The organism is Mesorhizobium sp. WSM4808 (assembly GCF_055811675.1).
Genome location: NZ_JBVVQX010000007.1, coordinates 255,901 through 273,970 on the forward strand (window position 1 = coordinate 255,901; position 18,070 = coordinate 273,970).

At 63.1% G+C, this 18,070-nt stretch carries 24 protein-coding genes; 16 read left to right on the forward strand and 8 right to left on the reverse strand.

What is annotated here, in order from left to right:
* Window positions 1–27 precede the first annotated feature (27 nt).
* The 3 genes from AC0L2U_RS15385 to AC0L2U_RS15395 all read left to right on the forward strand — a co-directional run bounded on the left by AC0L2U_RS15385 (window position 28) and on the right by AC0L2U_RS15395 (window position 980).
* Complete coding sequence (locus AC0L2U_RS15385) at window positions 28–243, forward strand: DUF1127 domain-containing protein (RefSeq protein WP_127321960.1); 216 nt, start codon at window positions 28–30, stop codon at window positions 241–243.
* Window positions 244–306: 63 nt separating this feature from the next.
* Window positions 307–639 carry an NIPSNAP family protein gene (locus AC0L2U_RS15390; RefSeq protein ID WP_013528650.1) on the forward strand — a complete coding sequence of 111 codons (333 nt, stop codon included), beginning with the start codon at window positions 307–309 and terminating at the stop codon, window positions 637–639.
* Window positions 636–980, forward strand: a complete 345-nt coding sequence (locus AC0L2U_RS15395; protein WP_127383493.1) for an antibiotic biosynthesis monooxygenase family protein — start codon at window positions 636–638, stop codon at window positions 978–980. The genes AC0L2U_RS15390 and AC0L2U_RS15395 overlap by 4 nt, the downstream gene beginning before the upstream one ends.
* A gap of 165 nt (window positions 981–1,145) precedes the next feature.
* Here AC0L2U_RS15395 and mbfA read toward each other — a convergent pair whose 3' ends face one another.
* Window positions 1,146–2,129 carry an iron exporter MbfA gene (gene mbfA / locus AC0L2U_RS15400; RefSeq protein ID WP_128362864.1) on the reverse strand — a complete coding sequence of 328 codons (984 nt, stop codon included), beginning with the start codon at window positions 2,127–2,129 and terminating at the stop codon, window positions 1,146–1,148.
* Between the two features lie 176 nt (window positions 2,130–2,305).
* On the opposite strand from mbfA, the gene AC0L2U_RS15405 reads away from it, so the two are divergent.
* The 3 genes from AC0L2U_RS15405 to AC0L2U_RS15415 all read left to right on the forward strand — a co-directional run bounded on the left by AC0L2U_RS15405 (window position 2,306) and on the right by AC0L2U_RS15415 (window position 4,546).
* Window positions 2,306–2,629 (forward strand): hypothetical protein, encoded by a 324-nt coding sequence (locus AC0L2U_RS15405; protein WP_023813492.1) that lies wholly within the window; start codon window positions 2,306–2,308, stop codon window positions 2,627–2,629.
* 242 nt (window positions 2,630–2,871) lie between these two features.
* Window positions 2,872–3,849 carry a threonine/serine dehydratase gene (locus tag AC0L2U_RS15410; protein WP_128288879.1) on the forward strand — a complete coding sequence of 326 codons (978 nt, stop codon included), beginning with the start codon at window positions 2,872–2,874 and terminating at the stop codon, window positions 3,847–3,849.
* Window positions 3,850–3,946: 97 nt separating this feature from the next.
* On the forward strand, window positions 3,947–4,546 hold the full coding sequence (locus tag AC0L2U_RS15415) for a DNA-3-methyladenine glycosylase (RefSeq protein ID WP_473602139.1): 600 nt from the start codon (window positions 3,947–3,949) through the stop codon (window positions 4,544–4,546).
* A gap of 43 nt (window positions 4,547–4,589) precedes the next feature.
* On the opposite strand, the gene AC0L2U_RS15420 is transcribed toward AC0L2U_RS15415, so the two are convergent.
* Window positions 4,590–5,198: an NADPH-dependent F420 reductase gene (locus AC0L2U_RS15420; RefSeq protein ID WP_473602170.1), complete on the reverse strand. Its 609-nt coding sequence runs from the start codon at window positions 5,196–5,198 to the stop codon at window positions 4,590–4,592.
* 115 nt (window positions 5,199–5,313) lie between these two features.
* Here AC0L2U_RS15420 and AC0L2U_RS15425 point away from each other — a divergent pair, with 115 nt between their 5' ends.
* The 3 genes from AC0L2U_RS15425 to AC0L2U_RS15435 all read left to right on the forward strand — a co-directional run bounded on the left by AC0L2U_RS15425 (window position 5,314) and on the right by AC0L2U_RS15435 (window position 7,025).
* Window positions 5,314–6,243 (forward strand): LysR substrate-binding domain-containing protein, encoded by a 930-nt coding sequence (locus AC0L2U_RS15425; RefSeq protein ID WP_473602140.1) that lies wholly within the window; start codon window positions 5,314–5,316, stop codon window positions 6,241–6,243.
* A 139-nt stretch (window positions 6,244–6,382) separates the two neighbouring features.
* Complete coding sequence (locus AC0L2U_RS15430; protein WP_063173459.1) at window positions 6,383–6,664, forward strand: hypothetical protein; 282 nt, start codon at window positions 6,383–6,385, stop codon at window positions 6,662–6,664.
* On the forward strand, window positions 6,654–7,025 hold the full coding sequence (locus tag AC0L2U_RS15435) for a hypothetical protein (RefSeq protein ID WP_063173458.1): 372 nt from the start codon (window positions 6,654–6,656) through the stop codon (window positions 7,023–7,025). Before AC0L2U_RS15430 ends, AC0L2U_RS15435 begins: the two co-directional genes overlap by 11 nt.
* 615 nt (window positions 7,026–7,640) lie before the next feature.
* On the opposite strand, the gene AC0L2U_RS15440 is transcribed toward AC0L2U_RS15435, so the two are convergent.
* From AC0L2U_RS15440 to AC0L2U_RS15455, 4 genes are read right to left on the reverse strand one after another with little or no spacing between them, the layout of a single operon-like run.
* Entirely contained in the window at window positions 7,641–8,777 is a 1,137-nt protein-coding gene (locus tag AC0L2U_RS15440; protein WP_473602141.1) for an ABC transporter permease, read from the reverse strand.
* The gene (locus AC0L2U_RS15445; RefSeq protein WP_292139547.1) at window positions 8,774–9,694 is read right to left on the reverse strand and encodes an ABC transporter ATP-binding protein; all 921 of its coding nucleotides are present in this window, start codon (window positions 9,692–9,694) and stop codon (window positions 8,774–8,776) included. The genes AC0L2U_RS15440 and AC0L2U_RS15445 overlap by 4 nt, the downstream gene beginning before the upstream one ends.
* Window positions 9,691–10,644, reverse strand: a complete 954-nt coding sequence (locus AC0L2U_RS15450) for an HlyD family secretion protein (RefSeq protein ID WP_128288875.1) — start codon at window positions 10,642–10,644, stop codon at window positions 9,691–9,693. Before AC0L2U_RS15450 ends, AC0L2U_RS15445 begins: the two co-directional genes overlap by 4 nt.
* Before the next feature lie 13 nt (window positions 10,645–10,657).
* Entirely contained in the window at window positions 10,658–11,344 is a 687-nt protein-coding gene (locus AC0L2U_RS15455) for a CerR family C-terminal domain-containing protein (RefSeq protein ID WP_127397826.1), read from the reverse strand.
* A 90-nt stretch (window positions 11,345–11,434) separates the two neighbouring features.
* Here AC0L2U_RS15455 and AC0L2U_RS15460 point away from each other — a divergent pair, with 90 nt between their 5' ends.
* The 3 genes from AC0L2U_RS15460 (at window position 11,435) to AC0L2U_RS15470 (ending at window position 13,725) form a co-directional block, all read left to right on the forward strand.
* Window positions 11,435–11,908: a CYTH domain-containing protein gene (locus AC0L2U_RS15460; RefSeq protein ID WP_127268427.1), complete on the forward strand. Its 474-nt coding sequence runs from the start codon at window positions 11,435–11,437 to the stop codon at window positions 11,906–11,908.
* A complete protein-coding gene (locus AC0L2U_RS15465; RefSeq protein WP_127268426.1) occupies window positions 11,905–12,837 on the forward strand; it encodes a CHAD domain-containing protein in 933 nt (310 codons plus the stop codon). The genes AC0L2U_RS15460 and AC0L2U_RS15465 overlap by 4 nt, the downstream gene beginning before the upstream one ends.
* Before the next feature lie 81 nt (window positions 12,838–12,918).
* Window positions 12,919–13,725 carry a C40 family peptidase gene (locus AC0L2U_RS15470; protein ID WP_127808496.1) on the forward strand — a complete coding sequence of 269 codons (807 nt, stop codon included), beginning with the start codon at window positions 12,919–12,921 and terminating at the stop codon, window positions 13,723–13,725.
* A 72-nt stretch (window positions 13,726–13,797) separates the two neighbouring features.
* Here AC0L2U_RS15470 and AC0L2U_RS15475 read toward each other — a convergent pair whose 3' ends face one another.
* Window positions 13,798–14,769: an AraC family transcriptional regulator gene (locus AC0L2U_RS15475; protein WP_292656541.1), complete on the reverse strand. Its 972-nt coding sequence runs from the start codon at window positions 14,767–14,769 to the stop codon at window positions 13,798–13,800.
* Between the two features lie 175 nt (window positions 14,770–14,944).
* Here AC0L2U_RS15475 and AC0L2U_RS15480 point away from each other — a divergent pair, with 175 nt between their 5' ends.
* Genes AC0L2U_RS15480 through AC0L2U_RS15495 form a run of 4 tightly spaced genes read left to right on the forward strand, consistent with a single transcriptional unit; the run spans window position 14,945 to window position 16,418 of the window.
* Window positions 14,945–15,088, forward strand: coding sequence for a hypothetical protein (locus AC0L2U_RS15480; RefSeq protein WP_127331916.1), 144 nt, complete (start codon window positions 14,945–14,947; stop codon window positions 15,086–15,088).
* Window positions 15,088–15,444, forward strand: a complete 357-nt coding sequence (locus AC0L2U_RS15485; RefSeq protein ID WP_473602142.1) for a hypothetical protein — start codon at window positions 15,088–15,090, stop codon at window positions 15,442–15,444. Before AC0L2U_RS15480 ends, AC0L2U_RS15485 begins: the two co-directional genes overlap by 1 nt.
* The gene (locus tag AC0L2U_RS15490) at window positions 15,437–15,955 is read left to right on the forward strand and encodes a hypothetical protein (protein ID WP_128307096.1); all 519 of its coding nucleotides are present in this window, start codon (window positions 15,437–15,439) and stop codon (window positions 15,953–15,955) included. The genes AC0L2U_RS15485 and AC0L2U_RS15490 overlap by 8 nt, the downstream gene beginning before the upstream one ends.
* A 1-nt stretch (window position 15,956) precedes the next feature.
* Window positions 15,957–16,418, forward strand: a complete 462-nt coding sequence (locus AC0L2U_RS15495) for a hypothetical protein (protein WP_473602143.1) — start codon at window positions 15,957–15,959, stop codon at window positions 16,416–16,418.
* Window positions 16,419–16,546: 128 nt separating this feature from the next.
* Here the strand turns inward: AC0L2U_RS15495 and AC0L2U_RS15500 are convergent, their stop codons facing one another.
* Complete coding sequence (locus AC0L2U_RS15500) at window positions 16,547–17,923, reverse strand: adenylate/guanylate cyclase domain-containing protein (protein ID WP_127320693.1); 1,377 nt, start codon at window positions 17,921–17,923, stop codon at window positions 16,547–16,549.
* Window positions 17,924–18,070: the final 147 nt, after the last annotated feature.

Consider the following 18,070-nt stretch of genomic DNA (forward strand, 5'->3'; position numbering starts at 1 on the left):
TTCTCAGGTGAGATCAAGGAGACGACGATGGCCGAACGAACCGCTTTCCCCTCAGCCCCGCTCCCCAGCCGTCAATTCTTCCCGTTCGTCAGCTGGCTGCGTTCGCGGCTGCTGGCCCGCTGGTATGACCGCCATTTGCAGCGTCTGGACCTTGCCGAGATCGATGATCATCAGCTGCGCGATCTTGGGCTAACGCGGCAAGACGTGCGCCGCGAATGCGCGAAGTCCTTCTGGCAGCCCTAGCAGACCAGACGACACAACGTTTCGATGCCGCTCGAACTATCGACGCAACCCAAGGAGACCACAATGACCATCACCTGCTTCATCCGCTACGAGATCGACCCGTTCGGCAAGGCGGCCTTCGAGGAGTATGCGCGCAATTGGGGCCAGGCCATTCCACGCTGCGGCGCCGATCTGATCGGCTACTACGCGCCGCATGAGGGCTCGGCGACGACCGCCTATGCCGCCTACAACATCGAGAGCCTGGCGGCCTACGAAGCCTATCGCGCCCGGCTTGCCGCCGATCCCGCCGGCAAGGCAAACTACGAATTCGCCAAGCGCGAGAGATTCATCCTGAAGGAGGATCGCATGTTCCTGAAACTGGCCTCAGGCCCGCACGCGAAACTGGTGCTGCCGTGATTGCCGTGATCTTCGAGGTCGAACCGGCGGAAGGCCGGCGCGACGCCTATCTGAGCATCGCCGCGGACCTGCGTCCACTGCTCGACGGCATCGACGGCTTTCTTTCCATCGAGCGTTTCCAGAGCCTGGCCGATCCGAACCGCATCCTGTCGCTGTCATTCTGGCGCGACGAGGAAGCCGTGAAGGCCTGGCGCAACACCGAGGAACACCGGCAGGCGCAGAAGGCCGGCCGTGGCGGTATCTTTACCGGCTACCGATTGCGCATCGCCCATGTGGTGAGGGATTATGGGCTGACGGAGAGGGACGAGGCGCCTAGGGATAGCCGGGCGGTGAATGGGTGAGTGGCAAGTTTCTTCCTTCTCCCCCTGTGGGAGAAGGTGTCGCCGCAGGCGACGGATGAGGGGTGTTCCAGGGAACGCCAACGTCTCACTCCGCTGGAACACCCCTCATCCGTCTCGGCGCTGCGCGCCGATCCACCTTCCCCCACAAGAGGGGAAGGGAAAAAACTATGCATTCCCGATCAGCACGCCGGCCGCGAACACCAGGGCGCCGCCCAGCACCACCTGGAAGGCGGCACGCAGGAAGGGCGTCTGCATGTAGCGGTTCTGGACAAAGGCGATCGCCCACAATTCGAAGAACACCACCACCGCGGCAACCCCGGTGGCCGTCCAGAAATGCGGAATGACATAGGGGAGCGCGTGTCCGAGACCGCCCAGCGTCGTCATGATGCCGACGGTCAGACCGCGCTTGATCGGCGAGCCGCGGCCCGACAGCTTGCCGTCGTCGGAAGCGACTTCGGTGAAGCCCATCGAAATGCCGGCGCCGATCGAGGCGGCAAGCCCGACCAGCAGCGTCTGCCAGGTGTCGTGCGTGGCAAAGGCAGCGGCAAAGATCGGCGCCAGAGTGGACACCGACCCGTCCATCAGCCCGGCCAGCCCTGGTTGCACATAGGTGAGGATGAACTGGCGCTGCTCGGCGCTGGCCTCCTCGGCCTTGACGGCGCCCGGCACATGTTTCTGCTCCAGCCGCTGCGCCAGGGTCTCATGGCCCAGTTCGGCCACCGCCAGATCGTCGAGCAGTTTTCGCGTCGAAGCATCTACCGTGCGCTTGGCCGCCTCGACATAGAAAAGGTAGGCTTGCCGCTCCATCGCCTCGGCATGGCTGCGCACGTGCTCGATGCCAAGCGGCCGGACCAGCCAGTCGGGCTTGCGCTCGTAATAACCCTTCACATGTTCGCGCCGGATCAGCGGTATGCGCTCGCCGAACCGCTTGCGGAAAAGCTCGATCAACGCATCGCGATGGCCATCCTCTTCCTCGGCCATCTCCTCGAACACTTTTGCCGATTGCGGGAAGTTTTCCGTCAGCCCGTCGGCATAGGCCCGGTAAATGCGACCGTCATCCTCCTCGGAGGAAATGGCCAGCGCCAGGATCTCCTGTTCGGAGAGCGATTCGAAGGGGCGGCGGCCGAAGCCGAAAACACGGGAAAGCATGAGGAATTCACCCTAGTTTAGAATAGTTCTAAACTAGGGTTTTGAACACCTTCGGTCAATTGCGCGCTTGGGTCGCGGTCAAGAATTGTTGAAGCCCCACGCCCGCGGTGACTCTTCATTATCAGTGAATGTTCACCTATATTGCTGGACTCAAGCCAAGAACAAGGAACCGGCAGATGACGGCAAAACAGCCTCCGCACCCCTATGATCCCAAGCCCGTTCTCGATCTCATCGCCAGCATCGAGGCCGACCTGCAGCGCCTGAAGGGCCTGGTCGAGCAGCAGGTCGAGAAATTCGACCCCGCCAACCCGCACAACAAGGCGCCGGACGGCAAACTGACGGAGGAGGGCGTCGAGTGCTGCTACCGCATGTTCGACGAGGGCAAGTCGCGCTACTCGGTCGCCCAGCAGATGAAGATATCCTTTGCCGCCGCCAGCCACCGTTTCAACAACTGGCGCAAGCTGGGTGGGGGCAAGAGGCAGAGGACTTTGCTTGGCTAGAATCGGGTGGCCAATTTGCCGATCTCGGCGCCGCACCCCCTTGCAACGCTGAAGATTGGCGAAACCAAAGGCGACAGCGTCCTTCTCCCCGTTTACGGGGAGAAGGTGGCGGCAGCCAGATGAGGGGCGGCGCAAACGCCGATCATGACTCGCTAAACTTTGTAACGGTCACATTTTTCCCATGGTGCGCCACCTCCCTTTGCGGGCATCATGAAGGGCAACATCTTCCCACAGGACCCACCATGACCGCCCTTCCCGGCATCGCCGACATCCACGCCGCCGCCGCGCGTCTCTCCGGCTTGATCATCGAAACCCCCTTGATCGAATCGCAGGAGCTGAACAGACGCTTCGGGGGCCGCATCCTGTTCAAGCCGGAGACGCTGCAGCGCACCGGCTCGTTCAAGTTCCGCGGCGCCTACAACAAGCTGTCGTCGCTCAGCGAGGCGGAACGCAGCCAAGGTGTCGTCGCTTTCTCATCGGGCAATCATGCGCAGGGCGTCGCCGCTTCGGCCGCGATGTTCGGCGTCAAGGCGGTGATCGCCATGCCTTCGGACGCGCCGGCGATGAAAATTGCCAACGTGCGCAAGATGGGCGCGGAGGTGGTCCCGTTCGACCGCTTTCGCGACGACCGCATGACCGTGATCCGCCCTTACATGGAAAGAGGCATGGTGCTGGTGCCGCCTTTCGACGATCCGGCCATCATTGCCGGCCAGGGCACGATCGGTCTCGAATTGATGCGCCAGGCAAAAGCGCTTGGCGTCAACCTCGACGCGGTGATCGTCCCCTGTGGAGGCGGCGGCTTGTCGAGTGGCATCTCCGTTGCCGTCAAGGATGCCTCGCCTGACACCGCGGTCTGGGCCGTGGAGCCCGAGCATTTCGACGACACCCGCCGTTCGCTCGCCGCCGGCGCCAGGGTTTCGAACGAGCCCGGCCATAGCTCCATCTGCGACGCGCTGCTGACCGCCGAGCCTGGCGTGATCACCTTCGAGATCAACCGCAGGAACCTCACCGGTGGCATCGCCGTCTCCGACCAGGCGGCGGCGCAGGCGATGCGCGACGCCATGGCCTATCTCAAACTGGTGGTCGAGCCCGGCGGCTGCGTGGCGCTGGCGGCACTGTCATCGGGCGAGATCGAGATGTCCGGCAAATGCGTTGCCGTGGTGCTGTCCGGCGGCAATGTCGATTTCCGCACCTATGCCGGGATCATGGCGGCGGCTTGAGACGGCGATGTCCAAGGGAATCTGATATGGAGGACCTGGAGACAAGCTCCGCCTTGGATCACTCCTCGGCCGCCGCCAAATCGTCGCCGCGCTGAGCATGGTCATCTACCGCCCGCTCACGCGTTCCGAGCTGCCCGACGATACGGCATCCCTTGCCCGCACCCTCATCGGCAAGATCGTGGTGCGCGAACTGCCCGAAGGCATCGCCAGCGGCCGCATCGTCGAGACCGAGGCCTATGTGACCGGTGACGCCGCCGGGCATGGCTACCGGGGGACGACGCCGCGCAACCGTTCGCTGTTTCTCGAACCCGGGCACGCTTATGTCTATCTCGCCTACGGCATCTCCTACATGCTCAATGTCTCGAGCGAGATGCCGGGGGTCGGAACCGGCGTGCTGATCAGGGCGCTCGAGCCGCTCGAAGGCATTCCGATCATGCGGCTCAATCGCGGCATCGAGCGCCTGCGCGACCTGGCGCGGGGACCGGGAAGGCTGGCCCAGGCATTGCGGATCGATCGTTCCCTCGACGGGCTCGATCTTTGCCGCAAAGGCCCGCTATGGCTCGCACGCGATGATCATGAACCCGACGAAATAGGGGAAAGCGTCAGGATCGGCATTTCGAAAGATGCGGACCGCCTGCTGCGATTCTATGTCAGAAAGAGCCCGTTCGTCAGCGGCCCAGCTTCGCTGAACGGCTAGACGACGGGCTGGTCGCCAGCAAGAGGACGCCAGCCTGGGTGCATTATTCGAAGCGAACGAGATTGAGGACCGGCAACGGACCGCCCGGAAATTGGACGAGGCGAGCGCCGAGCGTCAGCGGTCCGAGATCTATGCCATGGAAGCCAAGCCTGCCGATCAGCGCGCCGATTTCAGCCTTGGCCTGCGCGTCGTCACCCGAATAGAACAGCACGCGCTTGCCGCCTTCCGCCGCCGGGTCGTCGGCCAACAGCTGTGCCAGCAAATGGTTGAACGCCTTCACCACCCTGGCGCCTGGCACGAGATCGGCAAACACCTCGCTTGAGAAACGGCCGCCGAGATCGACCGGCTTGAACAGCGGCGCCTCGATCGAGTTGTTGGCGTCGATGACGATGCGCCCGTTCCAGTCGGGCAGGCCGGCAAGTGCTCCCGGAAGCTTCGACCAGTTGACCGCGACAAGCACAATGTCCTTGGCCGCCGCCTCTTTCAGCGTGCCGGCCTTGATCGAGGGGCCGATTGACGTAACGAGTTCCGCCAGTGTCTCCGGGCCGCGGCTGTTGGCGATGGTGGCCTCGATGCCGTTCCTGGCCAGCGTGCGGGCGAATGCCTGGCCGATATTGCCGGCGCCGATGATGCCGATGCTGTTCATGGTGATCTTCACTCCTTTGGTTTGTGGGAGTGGATATCTCCCTTTTATTGCCCTAGGATTAGCCGGTATTTGCTTGTTTTATTCTCAAACATCAGTTGAAGATTGTTCGCTACAGAGAACGATGGAGACACTCGCCAATCTCGAATCCTTCGTTCGCAGCGCTGAAGCCGGCGGCTTTTCCGCCGCCGCGCGCTTGCTCGGGCTGACGCCGGCCGCCGTCAGCCGCAACGTGGCCATGCTGGAGCGCAATCTCGGCCTGCGCCTGTTCCATCGCTCGACGCGCAAACTCGCGCTGACCGAAGCCGGCGAGCGTTTTCTGCACGACATTGGCGGCAATCTCGAAGCGCTGCAGGATGCCATTGCGGCAACGTCCAGTGGCGGCAGCGAACCAGCAGGCGTGCTCAAGCTCAGCCTGTCGCCGACGTTTGGCATCGCCTATTGCCTGCCTCTGCTGCCGGCATTTCTCATGCGCTATCCGCTCATCCGCCCGGAATGGCATTTCGAGAACCGGCCGGTGGACCTCGTGGCCGAGGGCTATGATGCGGCAATCGGCGGTGGCTTCGACCTCTCGCCGGGCGTCGTATCGCGGTCGCTGGCGCCGGTCCACGTCATTGCCGTCGCCTCGCCCGCCTATATGGCAGGACGGACACCTCCGACCGATCCTTCCGGCCTTGCCGCCTTCGATGGCATTCTCATGCGCTCGCTCAGTACCGGCCGCATCCGTGACTGGACGATGCGGGATGCCGCAGGCAATGAGATGGCGGGCTCACCGCGCGAGACCATTGTGCTCAACGATCCGGCCGCCATGCGGCAAGCCGCCCTGCTGGGGCTTGGCGTCACCATGATCGCGGTGCCGGATGCACTGCAGCATCTTGAAAACGGTAGCCTCGTCCGGGTGCTGCCGCGCTGGTATGCCGATGCCGGCGCGCTCTCGATCTACTTCGCCAGCCGCAGGCTGCTGCCCGGGAAAACCCGCGTCTTCATCGATTTCGTCGTCGACGCTTTCCGACGCGAACACTTTGCCGAGCGCTTCGCCGGCAGCCTCGGGTGAAGCTCGAGGGAAGCCAGCGGACACCCGCTTCGCCTTGGGACGACGACGCCACGAGGGGATTAGATAGTTGACAGACCCTAGGCTAGGCAGGAGGCCGGTGATATGAGTCGCGCACAGATTTCATTGTGTAAGGAAGCATATGCCGGATACCGAAGGAAAGATGTCGCCAGAAGAGCAAAAGAAGGCGATAGACTGGCTAAACAGAAAAGCTCCGAACATGGTGTGCCCGGCATGCAAGCATTCTTCGTTTGCCATTGTCGAGCATATTTTGACCCCTCAGATTCACTATGGCGGGAGCATCATCATGGGCGGTCCGAATTATCCGCAATTCATGGTCGTCTGCAACAATTGCAGTCACATGCTCACCTTCAGTGCCATCGCGTCCGGTGTCATACCAAAGGACCCGTCCGATGGAAAATGAGGTGCAAATTACTCAGACGACAACTTACACAGAAAGACCCGCAGAGCCGATCCGGCTTGTCATGGGGTCTCGCGAAATGAGGTGCTACACCGTCACCGATAGCGAACTGAAGCAGCTAGGGCTTGCGAACCTGGCTATCTCCGGAACGTTTGGGATTGGATCGGCGTTTTTCGCCTTTGGTCTCGATGTCTACAAAGACACGGAGATGGCGGCGCAAATCCCAGCGGCAGCCCAAGCTATGGTCGGCGTAGTGCAGCCCATTTGCCTCTATATCGGTATCGCTCTTTGGATAGCCTCCGGAGCGCTGCTTTATTGGCGGCACGGGATGCTCGACATCATAAAAAAGGAATCGAAGTCCTAAGCGCTACCCAGCCGTAGGGGGATTGGCCCGCTAAAGCACGCGCATGTGTTTCCTTAGCCCCGTTTGTGCCGTGTTTGCCTGTGAAAACCGGGTACGGCGACGCCTTAGGGTCGTCGGGCACCTACGAATCACCTAATGTTTGGTTTGGCCTACTCCAGACCGGCCACAGGACCCGCCCTGATAACCGGCGGGGCGCGATCCTGCGTACCTGGTCAACCGGGGGTTATCCCGGCGGAGGACAAGAACATGGTAGCATGTTCATGGCCGAAGGCTGTACACGTCGTATTTTACTGGCGTGTACGGTTCGGACGATTGGAATTCGTCCGAGAGCATTGTCGGTCCTACCCGACGGTGTAATTAGTAAGAGACTTCAACTCCAAGCCCCGCTTCGGCGGGGTCTTTTTTAACAAGCGAATCTTGGCCGTATTCGACCGCTTTTGCAATCGTTTCGTCACCGTTCCGGTGCAATTATTTTGATGGGCTTGGACCTCTTTTCAGGCACGGGAGGCGCCTTGACCGCCTTCTTAGTTGCTGCGTTCAAGGGCTCTTCGGAGTCGGTGGTCTCAATCTTGCGCGCCAGTTCACATATATAATCGCCCTCCACGAGCGCGGCATCTAATCCAGCGTCCGCCTGAACCGCACCAGTGCCACGCCGGCAAACAATGCCACGAACACCACCAGCCAGCCGATCTCCGTTGACACGGCCGGCAGTTCCGCGCCCTTCAGCATCACCGCGCGGGTGATGCGCAGGAAATGCGTCAGCGGGAAGATCTCGCCGAAGATTTGCGCCCAGTCCGGCATGCCGCGATAGGGGAACATAAAACCCGACAGCATGATCGACGGCAGGAAGAAGAAGAAGGTGAGTTGGAGCGCCTGCATTTGCGTGCGGGCGATGGTCGAAATCGTGTAGCCGAGCAGCACCAGCGCCAGCACGAAGATCAGCACGGCGGTCAGGAGCAGCGACATCGATCCGGTGAAGGGGATGGCGAACAGAAGCTTCGCCGCCGCCAGCACCACCACCACCTGCACGCCGCCGACCGCCAGATAGGGCAGCACCTTGCCCATCATGATCTCGAGCGGACTGGACGGCATGGCGAGCAGGTTCTCCATCGTGCCGCGCTCGGTCTCGCGCGTCAGCGCGATCGAGGTCATCATCACCATGGTCATCTGCAGGATGACGCCGAGCAGGCCGGGTACGATGTTGTATTGCGAGATGCCTTCGGGATTGTAGCGCCGGTGTACGACGACGTCGAGCTGACCCTTGGCGGCCTCGGCGGCGGCTTCCTGCGTGCCTTTCGCCCTCAGCAGCGCCTGGCTGGCGACGGTGCCGAGCGTCGAGATGGCGCCGCTGGCTACCGCCGGGTCGGTGGCGTCCGCCTCGATGAGTATCTGCGGGTTGTTGCCGCTCTCCACCCTCCTGGCGAAATCGGCGGGGATGGTGACGACGAAGGCGACGTCGCCGCGCGATATCAGGAACTCGGCCTCGGCGGCACTTTGCGCGACATGGTCGAAACGATAGTAGCCGGTGGTCTGCAGCGCCGCGACAATGGCACGCGTGTAGGGATCGTTGCTCGTCGCCACGAGTGCTGCCGGCAGGCTCTTCGGGTCGTTGTTGATGGCGTAGCCGAAAAGCACCAACTGTATCAGCGGCACGCCGAGCATCATGGCGAAGGTGATGCGGTCGCGCCGCATCTGGATGAATTCCTTGATCAGGAGCGCGCCAAGCCGGGCGAAGGAAAAGACGCTGTTCATGCCATGTTGTCCTTCGAGCCGGACATGAACTGGATGAAGACGTCCTCGAGGCTGGTTTCGCCGGGCGAAACTTTCACGCCCTTGTGCTCTTTCTCGACGTCGGCGAGTGCGGCTTCGAGCTTCTTCCTGTCGGAGCCGACGACATGCAGCGTCGCGCCGAAAGGCGCCACCTGGTCGACGCCGGAGCGGCCCTGGAGCGCTTCGGCGACCTGATCGAGCCGCGGACCCTGCAACACAAACGTGGTCAGCCCGGCATTTTTCACCACCTCGGCGACCGTGCCGGTGGCCAGCATCTTGCCGTAGGAGATATAGCTGATGCGGTGGCAGCGCTCGGCTTCGTCCATGTAGTGGGTGGAGACCAGAACGGTCAGCCCGCCGCTGGCCAGGCGATGGATCTCGTCCCAGAATTCGCGCCGTGCCTTCGGATCGACACCGGCCGTAGGCTCATCGAGCAGCAGCAATTTCGGCTTGTGCATGATGCAGGCGGCCAGCGCCAGCCGCTGCTTCCAGCCGCCCGACAAGGTGCCGGCCAGCTGGTTGCGGCGCGACGTCAGGCCGAGGTCCTCCAACGTGCTCGCGACATGCTCTTCAACCGGCTTCAGCCGGTAGAGCCGCGCCACGAATTCGAGATTCTCGCCGATCGTCAGATCCTCGTAGAACGAGAATTTCTGCGTCATGTAGCCGACTTCACGCTTGATGCGCAGGCTGTCGGTGCGGATGTTGAAGCCGAGCACCGTGCCTTCGCCTTCGTCCGGCGTCAGCAGGCCGCACATGATGCGGATGGTGGTGGTCTTGCCCGAACCGTTGGGGCCGAGAAAGCCGACGATCTCGCCCTCGGCGACCGACATCGTCACATGGTCGACGACGGTCTTGTCGCCAAATCGCTTGACCAGGCCGTGGACGTCGATGGCGTTCATCTTGCGCTGTCCGCGAGATCAACATCGACGATCTGGCCGGGCTGCAGCGGCCCGGCATCGCCCTCCGGCCGCGCCTCGACAAGGTAGACCAGCTTCTGCCGGTTCTCCAACGAATAGATCACCGGCGGCGTGAACTCAGGATCGGGCGACACGTAGCTGACCCGCGCCTTCACGTCCGGGCCGCAGCCGTCGCAATGAACGCCGAGCAAGGTGCCGACCTTGACCGAGGAGAAGGCGCTCTCCGGGATGTAGACGCTGAGCTTGACCGCGCCGTCAGGCAGGATCGAAATCACCGGCGCGGTCGGACCTGATGTGTCGCCCGGATTGCGGATGACATCGTTGACGCGGCCCGGAGAAGGCGCTGCCAGCACCCGCTTCGATAGCCGCCACTGCGCCTGCTCCAACGCGGCCTGCGCCTGCTTGACCTGATTGTCGGCGGCTTTGATCGTTTCGGCCCGTGCAGGCAGGCCGCCGACGGCGAGATTGGCATTGGCCTGGCCGACCTGCGCGTTGGCCGTTTCGAGCGAGGCCGACGCGGTGTCGAAGTCGGCTTGCGTGCCGGCACCGCGCTTGAACAGATCGGCGGCGCGGTCGTATTTGCGCTTGGCGTCGGCGGCCTGGGCGCTGGCCATGTCGACCTCGGCCTTCAGCACGGCGATCTCTTCCGGCCGCTTGCCGATCTGCAGATCGGCCAATTGCGCCTGCGCCTGGGCAAGGCCGGCCTGCGCCTGCGCCACCGCGATCTTTGCATCGGCGCTTTCCAGCGTCACAACGGTGGTGCCGGGCGTGACACGATCGCCGCGCTTGACGGTCACGGTCTCGACCTGCGCCACCTCGATCGGCGCCAGCAGCACATAGTCGCCTTCGACATAGCCGACGGCCAGCGGGGCAGCCGGGGCACAGGCCGAGAAGAGCTGCGCGGCGAGCGGCAGCGAACACAGAAAGCTCATGGTCTTTGCCCCTTCATGCTTTGCTCTTTTTGGAAGCCAATATGGCCTTGAGATTACCCGATGTGACCGCCACTACCTTGGCCGCCTCGGCGGCGCCGATGTCTTTCCAGCCCATGCGGCGCATCACCGCCTCGCGGCCGATGCGGAAATAGATGACCTGGCCAATCAGCGTGAACACGGTGAGCCTTGTGGCCTCGCTTTCGGCGGGCTCGCCGGTCGCCTGTTCCCAGAGCTGGCACAGCCGGCGATGCGTCGGCTCGAAGACGCCGTCATAGATGCGGTCGAGGGCTGCCGTCGGATGCGAAAGCTCACGCAACACGAACTGCACGATCTCGCCGGCCTGCGGGCTGGCCACGACAAAGCCGACCATCCGCTCCAGCGCCGCGAAGAGTAGCGCTTGCGCCGCCTCCGGATTGGCTGGTCCCGGCGCAGGCGCCTGTACATTGCCGAGCGCCTGGCCGGCTACACCCTGGATGGTCTCGACGATAAAGTCGGCGGCAGCGGCGCGAAGACCCTCCTTGCCGCCGAAATGATAGGCGATCGAGCCTATATTGGCTCGCGCCTCGGCGGCGATCTCGCGCGTCGAGGTGCCATCGAAGCCCTGCCTTCCGAACAGCTTCAGCGCCGCCTGGACAAGGGCCGCGCGCGTCATCTCGGCGGGCTCGCGGCGAAGAATGTTGGGCTCAGGCAGTTTGACCATGAGCGCAGTTTAATCAATCGATTGATTAAAGTCAAGTTCTGTTCGTCATTATCTTGCCATCGACGGCGGCAAACGCTTTAGTGCGCGGCCATGGGCAAGGAAGTCGAACGAAAATTCCTGGTCACCAGCACCGCATGGCGGGAACTGGCCGAGGCCAATATCCGCATTCTCCAGTTCTATCTCGCTGCCGGCCCCGGGCGCACGGTGCGCATCCGCATCAGCGATGGCGGTTCCGCCAAGCTGACACTCAAATTCGGCAGCAAGGCGCGCGAACGCGACGAATTCGAATACTCGATCCCGCTCTCGGAGGCGGTGGAGATGCTGGACTTTGCCATCGGACGTGTCATCGAGAAGACACGTCACCATGTTAGGCACCGTGGCTATCTCTACGAAATCGATGTCTTCGGCGGTCCGCTTGCGGGACTTGTGATCGCCGAACTTGAGACGCCGGAGGACGTGCCGGACGAAATGCTGCCTGATTGGCTCGGCCGCGAAGTCACCGGCGAGTCAAAATTCTACAACGCGTCGCTCGCCCTTGGGGGGATACCGGAGATCGCCGCATGAGCTTTCGTATCGATCCGCGCCTGCCGCTGACCGGCGAGGTCAGGCGTATCCTTGCCGAGGAAATCGGCAAGGCGCTGCATCACCTTGACGCCGCACGGAGCCGGCCGGAACAGGCGCTGCACAAGTGCCGCAAGCGGCTGAAGAGCGCCCGCGCCCTGCTGCGGCTTGTTCGTTCCGGCGACGAAACATTCTGCGAGACCGAGAACCAGTGCTATCGCAATGTAGCAGGCCTGCTTGCCGGTCCGCGCGAGGCGACAGCGCTGATCGAAACCATCGACCGGCTGGCGGCGAGCTTTCCCAAGGAGAGCGCCGACGATGGGCTTACTGCTGCGCGCGACAGGCTGATCGCGCGCCAGCATGAACTGCACGAAGGCAGCGGGCTCGAGGCGGCGATCGGGGCGGCGACCGCCGCTTGCGAGGATGGCCTCAAACGCGTCGAAGCGTTGGCCTTGCCCGACCAGCCGGAACAGGCGGCCGACGTGCTTGCCGAAGGTGCCCGCGTCACGCTGCGCCGTGCCAGGAAGGCGCTCGACAAGGCCAGATCGCGGGGCGCGGCCGATGATTTCCACGATTTGCGCAAGGCGGCCAAGACCCACGGCATGCATCTGTCGCTGCTCGGCAGGCTGTGGCCGACACCGATCAAGGCCCGGCGCAAGGCGGTCGACGAACTGGGCGAGCGGCTGGGCGACCTGCACGATGTGCTGGTGATGCGCGCGCTGCTCGAGGCCGACGACCAGCCGCTCGGGCTGCCCGAGGACACGAAACTTCTGGGCAAGCTGTTGAAACGGTCGGAGAAGCAGCTGAAGAAGAGCTGCCTGGCCGAAGCGGCCGAGCTGTTCGGCGACAATCCCAAACGCTCGACACGCAAACTGGCCCGCAAGGCGCGCGACGATCTGGCTGCGCCGCCGGAAGAGGCCGCGGCATCGTAGGACGCTCTTCCTCGCGCTCCGGACGGGGGAGGAAGGCGTGCGCTAGCCCTCATTACCCGCCCATGCTAATCGCCATGGGGCATGACCGAGCCCGGCGACACGCTTCTGGATCGACTTGGCCGCTGGCTTGCCGGCCGGCTGCAGGGAGAATCGTCCGGCTACGAGCCCTACACTCCGTCCGATGCCGAAACGCTGCGCCGCACGCTTGAGCCGGGCGACATCCTGCTGATCGAGGGCAACCAGAAGATCTCGGCGGCGATCAAGTACCTGACCCAGTCGACCTGGTCGCATGCGGCCTTCTATATCGGCGATGCCTTGCCCGCGCCGGAAGACGGCTCGGAGCGGCCGCGCCTGATCGAGGTCACGATCGGCGAAGGCTGCGTCGCCGTGCCATTGTCGCGCTACCGCACCTACAACACCCGCATCTGCCGGGCGAGCGGGCTGGCGCCGGAGGATCGCGACAAGGTCGTCGCCTTCATGATCGGCAGGCTCGGCCTGAAATACGACCTCAAGAACATTTTCGACATGCTGCGTTTTTTCTTGCCCACACCGCCGGTGCCGGTGCGCTGGCGCCGCCGCATGCTGGCCTTCGGCTCCGGCGATCCGACACGGGCGATCTGCTCGACGCTGATCGCCGAGGCCTATGGCCAGATCCGCTATCCGATCCTGCCCGAAATCACCCGTGCGCCCGGCCGAGCCTCCGCGCAGTCGAACTATTCGCGCAAGGAAATCCTGCACATCCGCCACCACTCGCTCTACACGCCGCGCGATTTCGACCTGTCGCCCTATTTCCGCATCGTCAAACCGACGCTGGAATATGGTTTCGACTACCGGCAGATGGTCTGGGACGACAAGGTTGCCGATCCCGGGGCAAAGGCCGCCGAATAGACGCGATCAAATGAGTCCAACGGCATGGACGGCACGGCACGGCAGCGCCGCCCGGCAGGCGGCGCTTTGGCGTCAGTGCTTGCAAGCCGCAGCGCGCACGTCCGAGGGAGTGGCGTCATAACGGCGGCGGAACGCCCGGTTGAAATAGGAAAGATCGTTGAAGCCGGCCTCGTAGGCGATCGCGGTGATGCTGCGTCCGGCATGGCGCGGATCGCCGAGCATGCGATGGGCACGCGCCAGCCGCTGGTTCATCATGAAATCAATCAAGGATGTGCCATCGCTCTCGAACAGCTTGCGGACATAGCGGGCCGACAGTCCGTGGCGGGCGGCGACGTCCCGCGCCGACAGGTCGACATGGCCACCATGCGCGACGATATCGGCCTTGATGGCGCGCAAGCGGGCAACGCTGACGCCACGGCCGCGCGCGATCTGGGCCGCATCCCTGGTCGCGCCCATGGCGAGTGCGGCAAGGTCGAAGACATGCGTCGTCGCAAGGTGGCAGGCCTCCGCAGTCAACTCGTCTCCGACCTCCTGGATCGAGCTGATATAGTCGAGCAACAGCCGCATCGCCCCGCTTTGGGTCGGCAAGGGCCGCATAAGGACCGCTGCCGGATCGCCGATCAGAGGCGAAAGCTGCTTGCGCGAAAAACTCATATTGATGAAGCGGAACCCGCCGGCGCCGATCAGGTTGAAGCCAACCTCTTCACCGCTCATCATCAGCGCCTGGCCGTTGCCGACCGCCTCCTCGCGGCCGCGGTGCTTCATCACGCTGCCCCCATCGAGGGCCGCCAGAAGAACGAAGTCGTCGTTGTCGATCAGCGACGATGTGCGATGCACCCGGAATTCCGATGAGCTGCCGGTGGCGATGCCGAGGCCCGGCAACGCGCGCACCCGCATGTCGATCTGCGCCGGCGCAAGCGGATCGAGGTCCACCCTCAGAACCGTGCGGCCGTAAACCTCGCGCGTAATCTCGACGCGATCCCGCTCCGGAAACATCTCCGTCGCCAGCCTGAACGAAGCTGATGGCCCCATCGTCGCAGTCATCGACACCCCCATGCCAAGAGCGCGGTCATATGCGCCGCGGCCTGCAAAACGTCAATACCGGGCCGTTTTGGCCGCTTTCAGTGCCGTTCTGTCCAAGCTGTCCCCCTTTGATGCCCCCAGTTTGCGGCGCGATTCCGAAACCGGAACCGTATTGGCGGCAATCCAAGGGGGCACGATGTTTCATTTGCAACTGTTCAAGACGCTGTCGGCACTGGCCGCGGCGGGCTTCAATCCGCGTGCCTATCTGCTGTCGATCGCGTTGGGCAACACGGTGACCGATCACCGCGAGGTCAAGCTGCCGCCGCGCGCTGCCCGATGATGAGCAGCACCATGAAAAAAAGCATTTTCGTGGCCCTGACCATTGCCCTGGCGGGCTGCCAAACGGGCCAGGCCGACAGCAACCCGGCATCGATCGCGAGCGCGGCCGGCAGCAACAAGGCCCGGAACGAACCATCGACGGAAACCGCCTGCGCCGAGGCCGCCAAGAAGGCGGCGAAGGCGCAGACCAATGCGGCTCTGCTCGGCGGTGTCCTGTCGATGGCGGGGGGTCTTGGCGGTCTGGCCGGCAATGGTGGGGTCATTGCCGGCCAGGCCGCCTCGATCGGCGGCTCGGTTCTGCAGTCCCAGGCGACGAGCAGTGCCCGGGCCGGCGTTGTGGAGGACTGTTATGGCTGAGCGGCGTTTCGCAGCCATGCGCCGGCTGGCCGGCGCGCTCGCACTTGCCGGCATGATGTTCGACAGCCCGCATGCCTTGGCGCTGACAGCGCGGGATGCGTCGGCGGTCGTCGGCCTGATCGAGGCCTTGCAGCCCGAATTCGGTCAGTTCGCCTATGACGAGGAGATCGCCGCCGACTGGTACGAGCGCGATGCCGCGGACAAGGGCTTGATCGGCACAGCCGGCTTCACCGCCGACAGCTGGAAGGTCGCGCTTGGCGAGACCATCCGCGGGTTCCTGGCGACGATGCCGGTCGCGGAACTCGATGCCATTTTCGTCAAGCTCAGGAATGCCATATCCGGCATGAGGGAGCTGACCGACGCACAGAAGACGGAGACCATCGCGGCCATCGACGAAGAGGTCGAAGGGTTGATGGCTTTGCGGGCCGAGGGCGACCCCTTCGCCGATGTCGTCAGGCCGCTGACGCCAAAAATCCGCAGCCTCATCCTCGGCCCGGCGATGGGGCGATAGGATGTTGGGCAACAGCAAACGGGTGGCGGGAAAAGCAACTCCGGGCGGGAGCCTCGAGGCCGAACATCGCGGCATTTTTCCAACCACGGCACGTGTCAGGCGGGGCAGCCCGATCGCAATGCTTATCTGCCTGCTGGCTTCCAGCTGCAGCCAGACGGCCGCCAGCCTGCCGATCACGCCAGACCAGCATGCGCAATTGGCGGAGTTGGCGGCCGGCCCGGACTCGCCGGAAGGTCTTGGCGAAGCCCTGGCTGCAGTCGAGGCGACCAGGAAAATGCAGGATTGCCGGGCGCGCATGAACGAGACCGCCGGGCAGATGAAGATGATGGGCGCGGTCAATGGCGCCGTCGGCATCGCCGGCCGCATGGCAGGTCCGGGCGGCAAGACAGCGGCGAAAATAGTGGCCGTCGGCACCGCCAGGGCCGTGCGCGGCAAGCTCAGCCGCCAGATGCAATCATGCTGAGACGATTGCGAGCTCCTCGATATCGCGCAGATAGAGGAACATCGAGGCCTCGCTCAGGGCCTGCGAGCGCATGATACCTTCAGGCGTGAACTTTCCGACAGATGCAGGCGCTTCACATGGCGGCTATATCATGCCGAAACTGCAACAGCACCCTGGTTTTCGGCTCTGTGTTCGACCCAGACATGGACCGGTTCATCCCGACCGCGGATGCTCACCGGCCCATGATCGCGCGCATTCAACTGTGTCGTGGGCGATTCCGCCTTCGCGGCTTCTATCAGTCGTGACCCAAAGCAAATGTTTGCCTGAAGTTCACGGCAAAGCGCCTGCAAACGGCTGGCGACGTTGACGGTGTCGCCCACCACCGCGAAGGAAAGATTGCGCTCGCTGCCGACCGCACCGATGACGACTGCGCCATATTGTGCACCGATCCGAACGTCCAGCGACGGGTATCCCCTGGACACCCGCTGCACATTCCAGTCTTCGAGAGCGGCGATCATCGCTTCAGCGCACTGGATGGCTCGGGTTGCGTCGTTATGGCTGGCTTGCGGAACCCCAAATGTGGCCATGATGCAATCGCCGATATAGTTGTCGACGGTGCCATGGTGGTCGAAAACGACCTGCTCCATGCGACGGTGGAACTGACGCAGAAGTTCGAACACTGCTTCGGCCGGATGATCCTCGGAATAGTGTGTGAAGCCGACGATGTCGGCGAACAGTACCGCGATATCCTGCCGGCGGACCGGACCGAAGGGCTCGTCATCCGCGGCGAGCTGGTCGACGACATTTGGCGAAAAATGCCGGGCGAGATTGGCGCGGGCGCGCTCTGCCTTGACATAGTCTTCCGACAGATGTCGAGAACGAGAGACGACCAATGCCATGATCGCGCCGATAATCAGCACAACCAACACGTTGGTCGCCTGCGCGAATGTGTCGACGAAATTGGGATTGAGATAGAGGTTCAGTCGCTCTGTCGTCGGCAGCGAATAGAGGTTCGTCGCCGGAAGGACGGTTCCCGCATGAAGAATCACCCATCCCACCCCGATCGTCCACGTCAAGGCTGCGAGCGCTCCGAGATAGAGCGCCAATCGGGTCGAAAGGGTCAGCGCGCCAAGGCACACGAAAATCAACAGGAATTTGAAGCTGCCTTCGCGCAGTTGCATCGCGGCCGGCGCGACCTCCAGGGAAAACGGGTTGGGCGTTACCAGCAGAACGGTCAACAGAACGATGTCCAGCGTGCCTACGAGATAACCGATCCACCATGGCGCGTTGCGACGGCGCGCAAAGCGAAACTGGATCAGGCCGACGAGCTGGAACAACATGAGGCCCGCCAGCACGAAGAGCAGAGAGGCATCCCAGCGGCTGATTAATGAAAAGAAGCAGGAGATCACGGCGAGCGATGCCGTACGCGCCCAGAACTGCAATGCAGCACCTTGGCGTTCTGCGCGCTCTCGCAAATTTCTCAGCCGTGAATAGCGGCGAAGTTCAAGTGTTGGCGCGGTCGGCATAGGATCACTTCGATTTCGCGGGGACGTGTCACGCATTTGGCAAACCCGCCTTCTACTGGCAAATCAGTGCGCGAACTCTACCATGATTGCGGTTTCATTTTTGAAACGCGGCTGCAAAGAGTAAAATGTCCGGACAAAGGACCACGG

Coding starts and splice junctions, on each gene's coding strand:
- AC0L2U_RS15415 (WP_473602139.1), top strand. CDS start 3,947: ATGGTCATCTACCGCCCGCTCACGCGTTCCGAGCTGCCCGACGATACG.
- AC0L2U_RS15470 (WP_127808496.1), top strand. CDS start 12,919: ATGACCGAGCCCGGCGACACGCTTCTGGATCGACTTGGCCGCTGGCTT.
- AC0L2U_RS15385 (WP_127321960.1), top strand. CDS start 28: ATGGCCGAACGAACCGCTTTCCCCTCAGCCCCGCTCCCCAGCCGTCAA.
- AC0L2U_RS15445 (WP_292139547.1), bottom strand. CDS start 9,694: ATGAACGCCATCGACGTCCACGGCCTGGTCAAGCGATTTGGCGACAAG.
- AC0L2U_RS15465 (WP_127268426.1), top strand. CDS start 11,905: ATGAGCTTTCGTATCGATCCGCGCCTGCCGCTGACCGGCGAGGTCAGG.
- AC0L2U_RS15430 (WP_063173459.1), top strand. CDS start 6,383: ATGCCGGATACCGAAGGAAAGATGTCGCCAGAAGAGCAAAAGAAGGCG.
- mbfA (WP_128362864.1), bottom strand. CDS start 2,129: ATGCTTTCCCGTGTTTTCGGCTTCGGCCGCCGCCCCTTCGAATCGCTC.
- AC0L2U_RS15495 (WP_473602143.1), top strand. CDS start 15,957: ATGTTGGGCAACAGCAAACGGGTGGCGGGAAAAGCAACTCCGGGCGGG.
- AC0L2U_RS15390 (WP_013528650.1), top strand. CDS start 307: ATGACCATCACCTGCTTCATCCGCTACGAGATCGACCCGTTCGGCAAG.
- AC0L2U_RS15475 (WP_292656541.1), bottom strand. CDS start 14,769: ATGACTGCGACGATGGGGCCATCAGCTTCGTTCAGGCTGGCGACGGAG.
- AC0L2U_RS15450 (WP_128288875.1), bottom strand. CDS start 10,644: ATGAGCTTTCTGTGTTCGCTGCCGCTCGCCGCGCAGCTCTTCTCGGCC.
- AC0L2U_RS15435 (WP_063173458.1), top strand. CDS start 6,654: ATGGAAAATGAGGTGCAAATTACTCAGACGACAACTTACACAGAAAGA.
- AC0L2U_RS15480 (WP_127331916.1), top strand. CDS start 14,945: ATGTTTCATTTGCAACTGTTCAAGACGCTGTCGGCACTGGCCGCGGCG.
- AC0L2U_RS15405 (WP_023813492.1), top strand. CDS start 2,306: ATGACGGCAAAACAGCCTCCGCACCCCTATGATCCCAAGCCCGTTCTC.
- AC0L2U_RS15410 (WP_128288879.1), top strand. CDS start 2,872: ATGACCGCCCTTCCCGGCATCGCCGACATCCACGCCGCCGCCGCGCGT.
- AC0L2U_RS15490 (WP_128307096.1), top strand. CDS start 15,437: ATGGCTGAGCGGCGTTTCGCAGCCATGCGCCGGCTGGCCGGCGCGCTC.
- AC0L2U_RS15500 (WP_127320693.1), bottom strand. CDS start 17,923: ATGCCGACCGCGCCAACACTTGAACTTCGCCGCTATTCACGGCTGAGA.
- AC0L2U_RS15425 (WP_473602140.1), top strand. CDS start 5,314: ATGGAGACACTCGCCAATCTCGAATCCTTCGTTCGCAGCGCTGAAGCC.
- AC0L2U_RS15455 (WP_127397826.1), bottom strand. CDS start 11,344: ATGGTCAAACTGCCTGAGCCCAACATTCTTCGCCGCGAGCCCGCCGAG.
- AC0L2U_RS15485 (WP_473602142.1), top strand. CDS start 15,088: ATGAGCAGCACCATGAAAAAAAGCATTTTCGTGGCCCTGACCATTGCC.
- AC0L2U_RS15460 (WP_127268427.1), top strand. CDS start 11,435: ATGGGCAAGGAAGTCGAACGAAAATTCCTGGTCACCAGCACCGCATGG.
- AC0L2U_RS15440 (WP_473602141.1), bottom strand. CDS start 8,777: ATGAACAGCGTCTTTTCCTTCGCCCGGCTTGGCGCGCTCCTGATCAAG.